20 protein-coding genes and 1 pseudogene are annotated in these 14,052 nt (G+C 62.0%); 14 read left to right on the forward strand and 7 right to left on the reverse strand.

Going from position 1 to position 14,052, the window contains the following annotated elements:
• Positions 1 to 56 precede the first annotated feature (56 nt).
• Positions 57 to 1,700, forward strand: coding sequence for an acyl-CoA dehydrogenase family protein (locus LJE98_RS14755; protein WP_229575979.1), 1,644 nt, complete (start codon positions 57 to 59; stop codon positions 1,698 to 1,700).
• Here LJE98_RS14755 and LJE98_RS14760 read toward each other — a convergent pair.
• Entirely contained in the window at positions 1,682 to 2,617 is a 936-nt protein-coding gene (locus tag LJE98_RS14760) for an AEC family transporter (RefSeq protein ID WP_229575980.1), read from the reverse strand. The genes LJE98_RS14755 and LJE98_RS14760 overlap by 19 nt on opposite strands.
• Positions 2,618 to 2,819: 202 nt before the next feature.
• Here LJE98_RS14760 and LJE98_RS14765 point away from each other — a divergent pair, with 202 nt between their 5' ends.
• Both LJE98_RS14765 and LJE98_RS14770 read left to right on the forward strand, forming a co-directional pair.
• Complete coding sequence (locus LJE98_RS14765; protein WP_229575981.1) at positions 2,820 to 3,005, forward strand: hypothetical protein; 186 nt, start codon at positions 2,820 to 2,822, stop codon at positions 3,003 to 3,005.
• A complete protein-coding gene (locus LJE98_RS14770; RefSeq protein WP_229575982.1) occupies positions 3,002 to 3,337 on the forward strand; it encodes a DUF6105 family protein in 336 nt (111 codons plus the stop codon). The genes LJE98_RS14765 and LJE98_RS14770 overlap by 4 nt, the downstream gene beginning before the upstream one ends.
• Here the strand turns inward: LJE98_RS14770 and ruvX are convergent.
• Both ruvX and LJE98_RS14780 read right to left on the reverse strand, forming a co-directional pair.
• Positions 3,271 to 3,768, reverse strand: coding sequence for a Holliday junction resolvase RuvX (gene ruvX / locus LJE98_RS14775; protein WP_229575983.1), 498 nt, complete (start codon positions 3,766 to 3,768; stop codon positions 3,271 to 3,273). The genes LJE98_RS14770 and ruvX overlap by 67 nt on opposite strands.
• A gap of 19 nt (positions 3,769 to 3,787) precedes the next feature.
• A complete protein-coding gene (locus LJE98_RS14780) occupies positions 3,788 to 4,084 on the reverse strand; it encodes an alkylphosphonate utilization protein (RefSeq protein ID WP_229575984.1) in 297 nt (98 codons plus the stop codon).
• Positions 4,085 to 4,229: 145 nt separating this feature from the next.
• Here LJE98_RS14780 and LJE98_RS14785 point away from each other — a divergent pair, with 145 nt between their 5' ends.
• From LJE98_RS14785 to LJE98_RS14800, 4 genes are all read left to right on the forward strand, one after another.
• Positions 4,230 to 4,934: a metal-dependent hydrolase gene (locus LJE98_RS14785; RefSeq protein ID WP_229575985.1), complete on the forward strand. Its 705-nt coding sequence runs from the start codon at positions 4,230 to 4,232 to the stop codon at positions 4,932 to 4,934.
• A 66-nt stretch (positions 4,935 to 5,000) separates the two neighbouring features.
• On the forward strand, positions 5,001 to 5,288 hold the full coding sequence (gene gatC, locus LJE98_RS14790; protein WP_229575986.1) for an Asp-tRNA(Asn)/Glu-tRNA(Gln) amidotransferase subunit GatC: 288 nt from the start codon (positions 5,001 to 5,003) through the stop codon (positions 5,286 to 5,288).
• Between the two features lie 78 nt (positions 5,289 to 5,366).
• A complete protein-coding gene (gene gatA / locus LJE98_RS14795; RefSeq protein WP_229575987.1) occupies positions 5,367 to 6,848 on the forward strand; it encodes an Asp-tRNA(Asn)/Glu-tRNA(Gln) amidotransferase subunit GatA in 1,482 nt (493 codons plus the stop codon).
• On the forward strand, positions 6,842 to 7,324 hold the full coding sequence (locus LJE98_RS14800; RefSeq protein WP_229575988.1) for a GNAT family N-acetyltransferase: 483 nt from the start codon (positions 6,842 to 6,844) through the stop codon (positions 7,322 to 7,324). Before gatA ends, LJE98_RS14800 begins: the two co-directional genes overlap by 7 nt.
• Here LJE98_RS14800 and LJE98_RS14805 read toward each other — a convergent pair.
• Genes LJE98_RS14805 through LJE98_RS14815 form a run of 3 tightly spaced genes read right to left on the reverse strand, consistent with a single transcriptional unit; the run spans position 7,321 to position 8,145 of the window.
• Positions 7,321 to 7,578, reverse strand: a complete 258-nt coding sequence (locus tag LJE98_RS14805; protein WP_229575989.1) for a BrnA antitoxin family protein — start codon at positions 7,576 to 7,578, stop codon at positions 7,321 to 7,323. The genes LJE98_RS14800 and LJE98_RS14805 overlap by 4 nt on opposite strands.
• Positions 7,553 to 7,837 (reverse strand): BrnT family toxin, encoded by a 285-nt coding sequence (locus LJE98_RS14810; protein WP_229575990.1) that lies wholly within the window; start codon positions 7,835 to 7,837, stop codon positions 7,553 to 7,555. Before LJE98_RS14810 ends, LJE98_RS14805 begins: the two co-directional genes overlap by 26 nt.
• A 50-nt stretch (positions 7,838 to 7,887) precedes the next feature.
• Positions 7,888 to 8,145: a YjhX family toxin gene (locus tag LJE98_RS14815; RefSeq protein ID WP_229575991.1), complete on the reverse strand. Its 258-nt coding sequence runs from the start codon at positions 8,143 to 8,145 to the stop codon at positions 7,888 to 7,890.
• A gap of 271 nt (positions 8,146 to 8,416) precedes the next feature.
• Here LJE98_RS14815 and LJE98_RS14820 point away from each other — a divergent pair, with 271 nt between their 5' ends.
• A complete protein-coding gene (locus tag LJE98_RS14820; RefSeq protein WP_229575992.1) occupies positions 8,417 to 8,926 on the forward strand; it encodes a GNAT family N-acetyltransferase in 510 nt (169 codons plus the stop codon).
• Here the strand turns inward: LJE98_RS14820 and LJE98_RS14825 are convergent.
• Entirely contained in the window at positions 8,923 to 9,255 is a 333-nt protein-coding gene (locus tag LJE98_RS14825) for a DUF1294 domain-containing protein (RefSeq protein ID WP_229575993.1), read from the reverse strand. The genes LJE98_RS14820 and LJE98_RS14825 overlap by 4 nt on opposite strands.
• A gap of 137 nt (positions 9,256 to 9,392) precedes the next feature.
• On the opposite strand from LJE98_RS14825, the gene gatB reads away from it, so the two are divergent.
• The 6 genes and pseudogenes from gatB (at position 9,393) to LJE98_RS14855 (ending at position 13,818) form a co-directional block, all read left to right on the forward strand.
• Positions 9,393 to 10,898, forward strand: a complete 1,506-nt coding sequence (gene gatB, locus LJE98_RS14830; RefSeq protein ID WP_229575994.1) for an Asp-tRNA(Asn)/Glu-tRNA(Gln) amidotransferase subunit GatB — start codon at positions 9,393 to 9,395, stop codon at positions 10,896 to 10,898.
• 5 nt (positions 10,899 to 10,903) lie between these two features.
• The gene (locus tag LJE98_RS14835; RefSeq protein WP_229575995.1) at positions 10,904 to 11,401 is read left to right on the forward strand and encodes a GNAT family N-acetyltransferase; all 498 of its coding nucleotides are present in this window, start codon (positions 10,904 to 10,906) and stop codon (positions 11,399 to 11,401) included.
• A gap of 193 nt (positions 11,402 to 11,594) precedes the next feature.
• Positions 11,595 to 12,062 (forward strand): GNAT family N-acetyltransferase, encoded by a 468-nt coding sequence (locus LJE98_RS14840; RefSeq protein ID WP_229575996.1) that lies wholly within the window; start codon positions 11,595 to 11,597, stop codon positions 12,060 to 12,062.
• 106 nt (positions 12,063 to 12,168) lie between these two features.
• A complete protein-coding gene (locus tag LJE98_RS14845; protein WP_229575997.1) occupies positions 12,169 to 12,567 on the forward strand; it encodes an NADH:ubiquinone oxidoreductase subunit NDUFA12 in 399 nt (132 codons plus the stop codon).
• Positions 12,568 to 12,674: 107 nt separating this feature from the next.
• Positions 12,675 to 13,097 (forward strand): annotated as a pseudogene (locus LJE98_RS14850) (DUF2155 domain-containing protein); the annotation flags it as partial.
• Positions 13,098 to 13,578: 481 nt separating this feature from the next.
• Positions 13,579 to 13,818, forward strand: coding sequence for a hypothetical protein (locus LJE98_RS14855; RefSeq protein ID WP_229575998.1), 240 nt, complete (start codon positions 13,579 to 13,581; stop codon positions 13,816 to 13,818).
• Positions 13,819 to 14,052: the final 234 nt, after the last annotated feature.

The raw sequence follows: 14,052 nt of genomic DNA on the forward strand, positions 1-14,052 counted from the left end.
TGAAGGCAAGGCGTTGGCGGGACGACGTGCGTCTTCTTACAAGATCGGCAGGATTGATGAACCGGACTGAAGAAAAACTCGCAGCGCTGAACCAGCCCAAGCCTTGGTCCGGCGTCAACGCCTATCGCTCCGATCCGCTGCTCGTCGATCTGACCTCGTCTCTCTCGCGTCCGCTGCGCGAGGAATACGACGTCATTGGCAAATATGTGACCTCGCCTGAAGCCCAGGAACTGGCCCGGATGGCCAATGCCAGCCCGCCGCAGCTCAGAACCCACGGCGTGCGCGGCGAACGTCTTGACGTTGTCGAATTTCACCCGGCCTGGCATGCCCTCATGCGTCGCTCGATGGCCTCAGGCTTGCATTCCTCCGTCTGGGAAAATGCGCCGGAAGCCCGCGGCCACGAACACAAGGCCCGCGCCGTCCGCTTCTTCCTGACGGCCCAGCTCGAATCGGGGCATCTCTGCCCGCTGACCATGACCAGCGCTTCGGTCGCAGCCCTTGTTGCCTCCCCGGCCGTGCAGAAGGAATGGACGCCGCGCATCCTGTCGCGCAAATACGACAGCAGCAACAAGCCGCCAATGCAGAAGACTGCCGTGACCATCGGCATGGGAATGACCGAAAAGCAGGGCGGCACGGATGTGCGCACCAATACCACCACGGGAGAACGGGTGGGCGAGGGGATCTACCGTCTCTCCGGCCACAAATGGTTCATGTCGGCCCCGATGAGCGATGCCTTCGTCATGCTCGCGCAGACCAAGGACGGCATGGGCTGCTTCCTGGTGCCCCGCCTTCTGGAGGATGGCTCGGCCAACGGGCTCGAATTCCAGCGCCTGAAGGACAAGCTCGGCAACCGTTCCAACGCCTCCTCCGAAGTCGAATTCGCCGAAACCTTCGGCTTCCTCCTCGGTTCGCCCGGCGACGGCGTGCGCACCATCCTCGATATGGTCACGCTGACCCGCCTCGATTGCGCGCTCTCCTCTGCCGGCATGATGCGCGCCTCCATGGCCGAGGCCATTCACCACGTCCGCGGCCGCGTCGTTTTTGGCAAGGCGCTGATCGATCAGCCGATGATGACGCGTGTTCTGGCGGACATGGCGCTCGACGTTGCGGCCGCGACGGCGCTTGCCTTCCGTCTCGCCGACAGCTTCGACAAGGCGCGGGAAAACCCGGTCGATGCGGCTTACGCCCGCGTCATGACGCCGGTCGCCAAATACTGGATCTGCAAGATCGCGCCAGGATTGATCTACGAAGCCATGGAATGCATCGGCGGCAGCGGCTATGTCGAGGAGCGGCCGATTGCTCGCCACTACCGCGAAGCCCCGGTGAACGCGATCTGGGAAGGCTCCGGCAATGTCATGGCGCTGGATGTCTTGCGGGTCTTGAGCCGTGGCAAGGATCTCTTCGAAACACTCTTCGCCGGCCTTGAGCGGGATCTCGGTCCGTCCGGCAAGAAGACCGTCGAAGTCCTGCGCGCGGCGACCGCTCTTGCCGAACGCGACGAGGCCGCCGGCCGACTGCTCATCGAGCAACTGGCACTCGCGGCCGGTGCCGCCGAGCTTTACCGACTGGGCGCCGGCAAGATCGCCGATGCCTTCCTCGAATCACGCCTCGCCGGCGGCTGGCGCCATACCTATGGCGTGCTCGATGCGCGCTTCGATTCTCGCTATGTGCTCGACCTGCTCTATCCGCCCGCCACCTGAGCGGCGAGATAGAGCATGACAGGGATGGTGAAGAAGGCCGCGACTGTCTGCACGGTGGCCGCTGCCGCATAGAGGTCGGCATCGCCGCCCATCTGCTTGGCCAGCACATAGCCGTTCATCGCCGTCGGAACGGCAGCCCCCAGCGCGACCATCACCACGATTTCACCGGAAAGACCGAAGGTGAGGGCGAGGCCGACGGCGACGACCGGGAACACGATCAGCTTCAGCATGACCGTGAGCAGGACGCTCGGCTGTGGCTTCAGCGCGTCCGCGATCCGCAGCCCCGCACCAACAGTGACCAGTCCCAGCCCGAGGGAAGCGCTCGCGATGAGATCGACCGCCGTCATGAATGGTGCGTAGACCGTCCAGCCGGAGAGGTTCACCACGACGCCGGCGGCAGCACCGATGATGATGGGATTGGTGATGATCTTGAAGGCGAATGTCTTGAAATTGCGGCTTTCCCCTGAGAACCACACCATGATCCCGACATTGATCAGGTTCAGCGGCACGATAATGGACGCCATGATGACCGCGATGACCGTCAGCCCCATGGTCCCGGTCAGTTTCTCCGCAATGGCGAGCGCCATGAAGCCGTTCCAGCGAGTCGAGGTCTGAAAGACGGAGGTATAGGCCGGGCCTCCCATGCCGCTCCTCTTCAGGAGCGGCCAGCACGCCAGCACGATCCCCGTCATCACGCCGACGGCAAGCAGGGAGACGATGCCGACGCTGCCGCTGTCCGTCGCGGAGAAATCTGCGGTCGAAAGCGTCTGGAAGAGCAGGGCAGGGAAAAGCACGAAATAGCCGAATTGCTCGAGCCCTCCCCAGAAATTCGCGTTGATCAAGGGTGTACGCTTGAGCACGACCCCGAGAATCACAAGCAGGAAGATGGGCAGGATGCTTTCGAAGATGATGAGCATGACAGGTCCAAAATGGCAGGCAGGGAGCCGTAGCCCCGGAGATCCGCGCAAACAATCGAAAAACGTGTCTCGGCGACATTTTTGACCAAGTCACTGAAACTGCTCATCCACAGGCGCCGTTAACCTTAACAAAGGGTTTACGTTGCGCCTTGGCGCCGAACCGGCCACCTTTTGCATGGGACAGACGTTAAAGGGTAGAGTGGTGACGGACGCGCTTTTGGCACGACCGATGGCGACCATCATGATGATGGTATTTTTCTCGGGGCTGGCGCTCGACATCGCCGTCCCGGCGGCCGTGCTCAGCGTGATGGCGTCACTGAAATGGCTGGTGGAAAACTGGCCGGCGGCAAATGATTTGCCGTTCGATCAAAAGGCGGAAACGGCATGAAGACACTTCTGCTCTTGTGGGCATTGCCCATCACGATCCTCGGCGCCTGGTACGGTCTGTCCTATTACAACATGAGCTTCGGCATCTTCATGCTGACGCGCGACGCGCATGACCTCGTCTTCCAGATCTACGGAAACGTGCTGGGCATTGCGCCGGAAACGATACCGCCGCTGGTCGCGCGCGCCATCATCGTCGACAGCCTGATTCTCTTCGCGATCATCGGCTTTCGCCGCCGCAGGCAGATCAAGGCCTGGTGGTTGGCACGTCAGGCAAAATCGTCGGACGTGTCGGACATGCGGGCGAGCCCCGAAAGCCTGTCCAGCGCACCCTGAAGAATGAAGCTCGCAGCGGCGGAATCGATCCGTTCGCTGCGCTTGGCCCGCGACACATCCATCTCGAGCAGCGCCCGTTCCGCAGCCACCGTCGAAAGCCGCTCGTCCCAGTAGACGAAGGGAATGTCGGTCTTCTCCGACATCGAGCGCACGAAAGCACGGGTTGCCTGCACGCGCGGCCCCGACGAGCCGTCCATGTTGACCGGCAGGCCGATCACGAAGGCAACGATCTTTTCCTTTGCCGCGAAGGCCAGAAGCACTTCGGCATCCTGAGTGAATTTCACCCGCTTGATAACAGGGCGAGGGGTGGCGAAGCGGCGACCGAGATCGGAGGCCGATAGCCCGATCGTCTTCGTGCCGAGGTCGAGCCCGGCAATCGCCTCGCCGGGTTGCAACCGTTCCGCCAGTTCCTCGATCGTCAGTGTCGCCATGATCTCGCCTGTCCGGTGGTCAGCGCTTGCGCACGAATTCGGTGCGAAGCACGAGGCCCTTGATCGCATCGTGTCGGCAATCGATGTGCTCGGGATCGTCGGTGAGGCGGATGGAGCGGATGACCGTGCCCTGCTTCAGCGTCTGGCCCGCACCCTTGACCTTGAGGTCCTTGATCAGGACCACCGAATCGCCATCGGCAAGCTCGGTTCCGGATGCGTCGCGGGCCACGGGTTTGGCCGCGGCCGCCGCGGCAACTTCGGACGCCGGACGCCATTCGCCGGTTGCCTCGTCATACACGTAGTCGTCATCGGCCATGGTCGGTCCTTCCTTGCGCTGAGCGCTACGGCTGTCATGCTCGTCGCTTAGACCAGCATAGGCAGAGAAGCAACTCGGCCGCCCGTTGCCGAAGGGGCCGCTTGCCATATATTGCAGACGACAGTCAAAGACCGGAGACGCACCTATGAAAATCACCTGGCTCGGCCACGCCGCCTTCCGCCTCGATTCGGCCAAGGCATCGATCCTCATCGATCCCTTTCTGACCGATAACCCGGGCTTCGCCGGTCTCGACCTCAAGGACATGACCAAGGGTGTCACGCACATCCTCCTGACCCATGGACATGGCGATCATGTCGGCGACACGGTTCAGCTCGCCAGGGAGACCGGTGCCACGGTCCTCGCCAATGCCGATCTTGCTGCATGGCTTGGCACCAAGGGCGTCGACAAGCTTGAAATGGGCAATACCGGCGGCACGGTACATTTCGAAGGTTTCAGCGTCACCTTCACCAATGCCCTTCACTCCTCGGCCCAGATTACCGAAGACGGCGTCTCCCACGCGCTTGGAAATGCCAACGGCCTGATGATGCATTTCGAGGACGAGGCCTCCGTCCTGCACATGGGAGACACCGACATCTTCTCCGACATGAAGCTGATCAACGAATTGCACCAGCCGGATGTCGGCATCGTGCCGATCGGTGACCGCTTCACCATGGGCGGCGCGGTCGCGGCACTGGCCTGCCAGCGGTTTTTCGACTTCAAGACGGCGATCCCGTGCCATTACGGGTCCTTCCCGATCATCGACCAGACGCCGGAAAAATTCGTCGCCGGCATGGACGGCACGCGCACCCGTGTAGCCACCCCGCAGGCCGGTTCGGCCATCGAGGTCTGACAATCCCCGTTGCTTCGGCGCCTGACGGCCATTATAGCGAAGAAAACAGCTTATCCGGAGAATGCCATGTCTGTTGACCTCGCCACCGTCAAGCGCGTCGCGCGCCTTGCCCGCATCGCTGTCAGCGAGGAGGATGCCGCGCGCATGACCGGGGAGCTGAACGGCATTCTCGGTTTTGTCGAGCAGCTCGACGAGGTCGACGTGACAGGCGTGGAGCCGATGACATCGGTCATGCCCATGGCGATGAAGAAGCGCGCCGACATTGTGACCGACGGCGACAAGGCGGACGCCATCGTCGCCAACGCGCCGGCCACCGACCGCAATTTCTTCCAGGTGCCGAAGGTCGTCGAATAAGATCCGACATCAGCCCCCTGAGCCAGCCTCCCGAATTTCCCGCCCTGATCGGCGAAGACAGTCTGAAGTGAACCTGCCATGAGCGAACTGACAAGCCTCACCATTGCCGAAGCCCGCGCCAAACTCGCCGCCAAGGAGATCAAGGCCGTCGAACTGACGGATGCCTATCTCTCCGCGATCGAGGGAGCGAATGGCGCGCTGAACGCCTATGTTGCGGTCACGCCTGAGATCGCCCGCGACATGGCGAAGACATCCGACGCGCGCATTGCCGAGGGCAAGGCCGGCGTACTCGAAGGCATTCCGCTTGGCGTCAAGGATCTCTTCGCCACCCGTGACGTCCACACCCAGGCCTGCAGCCACATCCTTGACGGCTTCAAGCCGAAATATGAATCGACCGTCACCCAGAACCTGTGGGATGCCGGCGCCGTGATGCTCGGCAAGCTCAACATGGACGAATTCGCCATGGGTTCGTCGAACGAGAGCTCGTATTACGGTCCCGCCGTCAACCCGTGGAAGGCTGAAGGCTCGGACGAGAAGCGGGTGCCCGGCGGTTCTTCCGGTGGTTCGGCGGTCGCCGTGGCGGCCAAGCTCTGCGCCGGCGCGACGGCAACCGATACAGGCGGCTCCATCCGCCAGCCGGCCGCGTTCACCGGCACCGTCGGCATCAAGCCGACCTATGGCCGCTGCTCGCGCTTCGGGATTGTCGCGTTCGCCTCGTCGCTCGATCAGGCAGGCCCGATCGCCCGCGACGTCCGCGATGCCGCCATCCTGTTGAAGTCCATGGCCAGCATCGATCCGAAGGATACGACCTCGGTCGACCTGCCGGTGCCAGATTACGAGAAGGCCATCGGCGGCTCGGTAAAGGGCATGAAGATCGGCATTCCCAGGGAATACCGCATCGAGGGCATGTCCGAGGAAATCGAGGCCCTCTGGCAACAGGGCATTGCCTGGCTCAAGGAGGCTGGTGCCGAGATCGTCGACATATCCCTGCCGCACACGAAATATGCGCTGCCGGCCTACTACATCGTGGCACCCGCCGAAGCCTCGTCGAACCTCGCCCGCTATGACGGCGTCCGCTATGGTCTGCGTGTCGACGGCAAGGACATTGCCGACATGTATGAGAAGACGCGCGCCGCCGGTTTCGGCAAGGAAGTCCAGCGCCGCATCATGATCGGCACCTATGTGCTCTCGGCCGGCTATTACGACGCCTATTACCTCAAGGCACAGAAGGTCCGTACGCTGATCAAGCGCGACTTCGAGCTTGCCTTCGAAGCCGGCGTGGATGCGATCCTCGCGCCCATTACTCCGTCCTCGGCCTTCGCCATCGGCGACAAGGAACTGGCGGCTGACCCGGTCAAGATGTACCAGCAGGACGTGTTCACCATCACGCTGAACATGGCGGGTCTGCCCGGGATCTCTGTTCCCGCCGGTCTCGACAGCAAGGGACTGCCGCTTGGCCTCCAGGTCATCGGCAAGCCCTTCGAGGAGGAAACCCTCTTCAAGACCGCCCATGTCATCGAACAGGCTGCCGGCAAGTTCACGCCGGCCAAGTGGTGGTAAAGGACTTCGTCATCCGTGACATGGTCGCGGCCGATGCTGATAGTGTCGGCCGCGTCGGTTTTGATGCCTGGGCTGCCAATCCGGTGCTGAACGCCTTCGGCGTCGATATGATGGTCCGCATTCGCCTGAGCTTTCGCCGCTTTGCCCAGGAGCATTTCAGCTTGATCACCATCGGTGAACTCGGTGGCGAAATCGCCGGCTGGACCGCTCGCGAAGGTGCGCGAGACTACATATCCGATCTCTGGGTGAGCCCCGTCCATCAGGGTCTCGGTATTGGCTCTGCCCTGGTCTCGGCGACGCTGCGCGAGATGCGCTCGGAGGGCCTGAAGAGGGCACGGATCGATACCCACGCCGCGAATGAAAGCGCCGTCCGGCTCTACCAGGATCTGGGGTTCTCCATCGTCTGGCGCGGCATGCAGCATTCACCGTCCATGGGTCTGATGGTCGAGAAGGTGAAGATGCAGCAGGTATTTTAGCGGGAGCGACGGCGCTGGCTCTCCATGTAAGCCTTTAGGACGGCGTTCATTCGTGTCTGATAACCCTTGCCCTGCCCGCGGAACCACTCAAGCACGTCCCGGTCGAGCCGGACGGTGATTTGCGTTTTGGCCGATGGCGTAACGAGTGCCGCGGTTTCGAAGAACGTGTCATCGAGCTCCGGGATATCGCTATAATCAATGTCCGCGTCCGACTGCGACTGAAGCTCCTTAAGGCGAGCGGCGGAGATGGTCATGATACTTCTGCCTTTCTTTGCGGTACGCGAGACGAGCTGAAATGATCCGGGTCACGTCGCCTCGGAGTGTATGGACGACGACAACGACGATCAATCTCTCGATGGCGCCGATGCTGGTATAGCGGGTCTCGCCATAATCACGACGGTTGTCGACGCCGGTCAGAACGTCGCCTTCGAAGATCAAACGGGCTTCTTCGAACGAGATCCCGTGCTTGATCTGGTTAGCGATATTCTTCGCGGCGTCCCACTCATAGCCCATGACGCATTGTAGCTACACTTGTAGTGTCGTTCAAGCGCCGACCTTCGGCGTCACCGGTTGTCCAGTTCCGACCTCACCAGCCGTAGGCCCCGTTCGGTGATGCGATAGGGTCTGCCCTGTTTCGAGCTGATCGCCTTCAGGCGTTTCAGCCTTCGAAAGAGCTCGATATCGAAGCCGGGATAGAGCCAGCCGTCGCGGGAGAAGCACAAGACCTTCTCGATCTTGCGTCGGTCGTCGCGGTGGAGTTCGATCCAGCCGCCCTGTGCCATGAGGTGAAGGATACGCTGGTCGATGCGTGAAATGTCCATGGAATGATGTCCGGAAAGCGCGTTGAAAAGCGCGCATGAAAACGGGTCCGGCGCCACAAGGCGTCGGGGCTTCGTTTTCTGGCCCTGGCCGATGGATCCCAAAGAAGGGATCGCGGGCAGGGCCTTTACCGGGTCTCGGACGAGCCGAACATCAAAACTCCTATCGACTTGCCCCCTTAGCATGACGTTTCGGAGCCGTCCATTCCGGCCGAACGGGTGTCTGGCCAAGAATCGCAGTCGATGATTTACTGCCGGCAACAATGAGGTGATGATGGCCACGATCCGCAAAGCTCGACAGGACGACGCGCAATACCTGACGGCGATCGGCTTGCGTGCCTGGCGCAAGGCGATGTCGTCGGTGGGGGAGGCGGCGGAAATGGCTGCCAATGCCCGCGACGCCTTTGCCCGCTTCACGCAGGATGGCTGGATCACGATTACGATCGTCGAGAAATCGGGGATGATCGCCGGCTGGGCGGCCCGCGAGGACATGGACGAAGTTATCTCCGATTTCTGGATCGATCCGGATCACGAAGGCCAGGGTCTCGGTACCGCGCTTCTGGCCGCCTTGGAAGACGAGATGCGGGCGCAGGGTTTCTCGCTCGCCCGCCTGCAGACGCATGCGATGAACGGCGACGCGCTGAACTTCTTCGAGAAGAGGGGCTATGCCGTGAACTGGCTGACCGTCAGCTACAATCCGAAGCTTGACCGCGACGTGCAATCTGTCGGTCTGTCGAAAATGCTGTCGGAAGAACCTGCCACCGGCTACGGGCAGGAATTCTAGGCGATGCCGACAACTCTCAGCACGTGGCCCAACGCGTCCAGGGCTGTGCTGGGGAACAGGGCCGTGAACAGAGCCAGCAGCCCTTGCAGCATTGCCATGACCGGGAGCAGGACGGGGAAGACACCCTTTTTCGTCTTGTGCCGCAGCCATTTCTGGCAGGCAAAGGCGCCGATGCCGCCCAAAGCGATGGCCAGCAGGATCAGCGTATCCTCTCGCACGCGCCACGCACCCTCGCGTGCCGCCTGCTTGTCATAGGCGTAGACGCAGAACACGACGACGTTCCACAGAGCATAGATCGCAACGAAGGTGAGACGTGTCTCCAGGGTCATGGCAGGCAAGGTAGCCGGTTTTGCTTAAGCTTTTCCCTTTGGGAAGCGTCGGCCGGTGCGCGCCCTGGAGCCTTGCACCTTCGGGCCAATTGCTCTACCTCACGAGACAACACGTCCACGCATGACACGAGCATCCGATGACCCTGGTAGACACCCGCACGCCTGATCCGAAACGCTTCATTCCCGGTGCCACCGGTGACTGGGAAGTCATTATCGGCATGGAAGTCCATGCCCAGGTCCTGTCCAATTCCAAGCTGTTCTCGGGCGCGTCCACCATCTTTGGCAATGCGCCGAATTCCAACGTCTCGCTTGTCGATGCCGCCATGCCCGGCATGCTGCCCGTCATCAACGAGGAATGCGTGGCCCAGGCCGTGCGCACGGGTCTCGGTCTGAAGGCGCAGATCAACAAGCGCTCGATCTTCGACCGCAAGAACTACTTCTATCCGGACCTGCCGCAGGGCTACCAGATCTCGCAGTTCAAGGACCCGATCGTCGGCGAGGGCAAGATCGTGATTTCGCTCGGGCCGGACCGTCAGGGCAATTTTGAAGACATCGAGATCGGCATCGAGCGCCTGCATCTGGAGCAAGACGCCGGCAAGTCGATGCATGACCAGCATCCGACCATGTCCTATGTGGATCTCAACCGCTCCGGCGTTGCGCTCATGGAAATCGTCTCGAAGCCCGACATGCGCTCGTCCGACGAAGCCAAGGCCTACATGACGAAGCTGCGCTCGATCGTGCGTTATCTCGGCACCTGTGACGGTAACATGGACGAAGGCTCGATGCGCGCCGACGTGAATGTCTCCGTGCGCAAGCCCGGCGGCGAATTCGGCACGCGCTGCGAAATCAAGAACGTCAACTCGATCCGCTTCATCGGCCAGGCTATCGAATACGAAGCCCGTCGCCAGATCGCGATCATCGAGGACGGCGGCACGATCGATCAGGAAACCCGCCTCTTTGATCCGGGCAAGGGCGAGACGCGCTCCATGCGCTCGAAGGAAGATGCGCATGACTATCGCTACTTCCCCGATCCGGACCTGCTGCCGCTCGAATTTGACGATGCCTTCATCGAGGCGATGAAGAAGGACCTGCCGGAACTGCCCGACGACAAGAAGGCCCGTTTCGTTGCGGAGCTTGGCCTCTCTATCTACGACGCCTCCGTGCTCGTTTCGGAAAAGGCGATCGCCGACTATTTCGAGGCCGTGGCCGAAGGCCGCGACGGCAAGACGGCTGCCAACTGGGTCATCAACGACTTGCTGGGCGCCTTGAACAAGTCGGGCAAAACCATTGAAGAGACTCCGGTTTCGCCTGCCCAGCTTGGCGGCATCATCGACCTCATCAAGTCGGAAACCATCTCCGGAAAGATCGCCAAGGACCTGTTCGAGATCGTCTTCACCGAAGGCGGTGATCCGGCGGAAATCGTCGACATCAGAGGCATGAAGCAGGTCACGGATACGGGCGCCATCGAAAAGGCGGTCGACGAGATCATCGCCGCCAACCCGGATCAGGTCGCCAAGGTCCTGGCCAAGCCGACACTCGCCGGCTGGTTCGTCGGCCAGGTGATGAAGGCGACCGGCGGCAAGGCCAACCCGCAGGCCGTCCAGGCGCTGGTCAAGGCCAAGCTTGGAATCGTCGAGGAGTAAGCCCCTTGTTCTTCGTCCGCACCGCCACTGACCGCGATGTCGAACCTCTGCGCAGCCTGCTGACGCAGAGTTTCCACGCGACCTATGACCGGTTCTACGGGCCGGCCAAGGTGGCCGAGCTGGTTTCAGCTTGGCACAGTTCAGCGGAGATCAAGCGGCGCATTCAAGTGAAGGGCGGCGAATATCTCGTCGCCGACGACGGCAAGCGGATCGGCGGCATGGCCTTTGCGGCCATGTCGGAAAAGCTCTCTAAGACTGCGATCCTGCACCAGCTCTATGTCCACCCGGATCACCAGCGTCAGGGCGTCGGCCGCGATCTCTTCGCCGAAATCGAGACCTGTTTTCCGGATGCCGAAATCCTGCGGCTGGAAGTCGAGCCACAGAATGCCGGTGCCATCGCCTTCTACGAGGCGCATGGCTTTGCCGAGGTCGACCGCACGACGAATTGCGGTGGTCCCGATAGCGGCATCGAAGCGCTGATTCTGGAAAAGCCGCTCCGCTGAACGGCTTTTTCGTTCTCGGCCTCCTGCCTTAGTCAAAGGGGGGCTGCGTGACCCTTGCAATATTGGACGATCACATGCGGCGCAGGGGCGGGCGGGTTACGCACAGAATTGTCACCAGCCGTCGCATGCCTGTCATCAGCAAGTCCCCCGGGATCGTTATGGAAGGCCGGACTGACGCAAGGGCGGGGTAGACATGCAAGGCCAAACAGTGACCATCCGGGAAGCCAACGAGAATGATCTGAAAGCGATCATCGCCCTCTTCGCCGATGACCCGCTGGGCGGCCATGGCGACACGAGCGATCCCGAGGCGCTGCCCGACTACCGCGCCGCTTTCCACAAGATCGCTGCCTCGCTGAACGAGACCCTCTATCTCGCGGAACTGGACGGTGAAGTCGTCGGCACCTTCCAGACCATGGTGACGACGACGCTCACGGCGCGGGGTTCCGCCTCGATGATCATCGAGGCGGTGCAGACACGGGCCGACATGCGGGGCAGGGGCATTGGCGCTGCAATGATCAGCTTTGCCATCGACAAGGCCCGCCGCGACGGCATGCGCCTCGTCCAGCTCACCTCGAACGCCGTGCGCAAGGATGCCCACCGCTTTTACGAGCGGCTTGGCTTCATCCCCTCCCATATCGGCTTCAAGATGAAGTTGAAATGACGAGGGTGCGACGGGGAATCACTGGACAAGCCGAAGGCGAGGCGGCATAAGCGAACGGGATCGACAAGGCCGTCCCACGGCCTGCGGCTAGAGCCAAGGATACACGATGAAGCAGCTCCTCTTGCAGATCTTCACCTGGTGGAACGGTCAGACCATGGGCACCCGTTTCTTCACCTGGCGTCACGGCAAGCGCGTCGGCGAAGACGAATTCGGCAATGTCTACTATGAAGGCCCGATGACGAGCTGGGGCCAGCCGAAGCGCTGGGTGATCTATAACGGTTACGCCGAAGCCTCGAAGATCGCGTCGGGCTGGCATGGCTGGATGCATTACCGCACCGACACACCGCCGTCGAAGGAAGACTACAAGCCGCGCGAATGGGAAAAGGCGCATCGCCCGAACCAGACCGGCACGGCCGCCGCCTATCGTCCGCAGGGTTCGATTGCCGCCACCGGCGAGCGTCCGCGCGTCACTGGCGACTATGATGCCTGGACGCCGGGCAGCTGATACCCGATTTGGCCATATTCCGGCATTAGGGCCTCTTGAGTGGGGCCCTTCTTGTATCTGGCCTCCGGTCGATTAGGGCCAGTGGATCTTTGAAAGCGAGCGGGACGATGAAATTGAGTGCATGGGCATTTGCCATTCCGGTTGTCGGGCTTGCCGCTGCGGCATCGCTTGGCCTTGCCGGCAAGGCTGACGCCGCCCGCCTCGAAAATCCCGTCGCCGAATTCGCCGGCATCGACAAGATCACGGGCCGCATCACCACTTTCGACGTCTATGTCAACGAGACCGTCCAGTTCGGCGCGCTCCAGGTGACGCCGAAGATCTGCTATTCGCGCGACGAGACCGAGGCCCAGAAGATCGACGCCTTCATCGAGGTTGACGAGATCACGCTGGACCGCAAGATCCGCCGCATCTTCTCCGGCTGGATGTTTGCCGACAGCCCGGCGCTGAATGCCGTCGAACACCCGATCTATGACGTCTGGCTGACCGGCTGCAAGGCGAACTCCGAAGTTCCGGCTCCGCCCGGTGTCGAGACTGTGGCCAAGCCCGCGCCCGAGCCCGAAAAGCCCGCCGAGGCGGCAGCTCCGGCCACGGCCCCGCAAGACCCGACCCAGACTGGCACGGATCCGTCTCTGGCCACCGTGCCGGGTGACGATCCCAATCAGGCCGCCCTGCCGCCACTCGATGCCCCGGTGGACGTGCCCGACGACGTCTATGGCGGCGCCGAGCCGCCTGTCGAATTCCCGCTGGACGGTAATCCAGCGCCGCAGGATCAGGTACTCGTGCCCCCGGCGCCCGTCGCCCCGCCCGGCGGCGTCGGCCTCTACTGAGGCCAGGAGCGCCGCCACCGGATTGTCTCGCGGCCCAGGCGATGGTGATCGCACCGGCGGCAGTCCGCTCTTCCTTGTGGAGTGTTTGCCCCGGCAAGGACGTGGGTGTGAACCGACGCGGGCCGCTTGCCGATTGACATGCCCCTCAATAGCGAACAAGAAGAGAACGAACAGGAGTTCTCCCATGTCCCTCTCCGAAAAATTTATCGTCCTTCCCTTCAAGAAGAACCGTGGCAACATCGTGCCCGGCGAAATGCGCCAGGCCTCCAGCGCCGCCTCCGCCGAAAAGATCGCCACCGCCATGTCGACCCGCCACCTCGGCGTGGCCGCCTATGCGATACAGGTCGACGAAGAAAGCGGCGACATGACCAGCCCCAAACTGATCATTTCCTTCGGCGAGACTGCGGATCTGACGGTGAACTGAGACAGCTGAGGCAAAAACCCCTCCCAGACCTTCCCCGCAACCGGGAGGAGTTGATCCGGTTGCGCCCCTGTGCCCCGGTGATGCCTGCCCGGCGGCTCCCGTGGTTGAGCGCAACAATCGACTGTTTTGCCAAGGGGCCGAGACACCGCCCCCAAGGTCCTTTCTTCCTAGTGGGGAAGAGATGCCCTCTCATCGAAAGACCGAGAGGGCCAGGGGACATTCCCGAGATCGCTT

It is taken from the genome of Rhizobium sp. 'Codium 1' (genome assembly GCF_020889605.1).
GTDB classification, from domain to species: domain Bacteria; phylum Pseudomonadota; class Alphaproteobacteria; order Rhizobiales; family Rhizobiaceae; genus Allorhizobium; species Allorhizobium algae.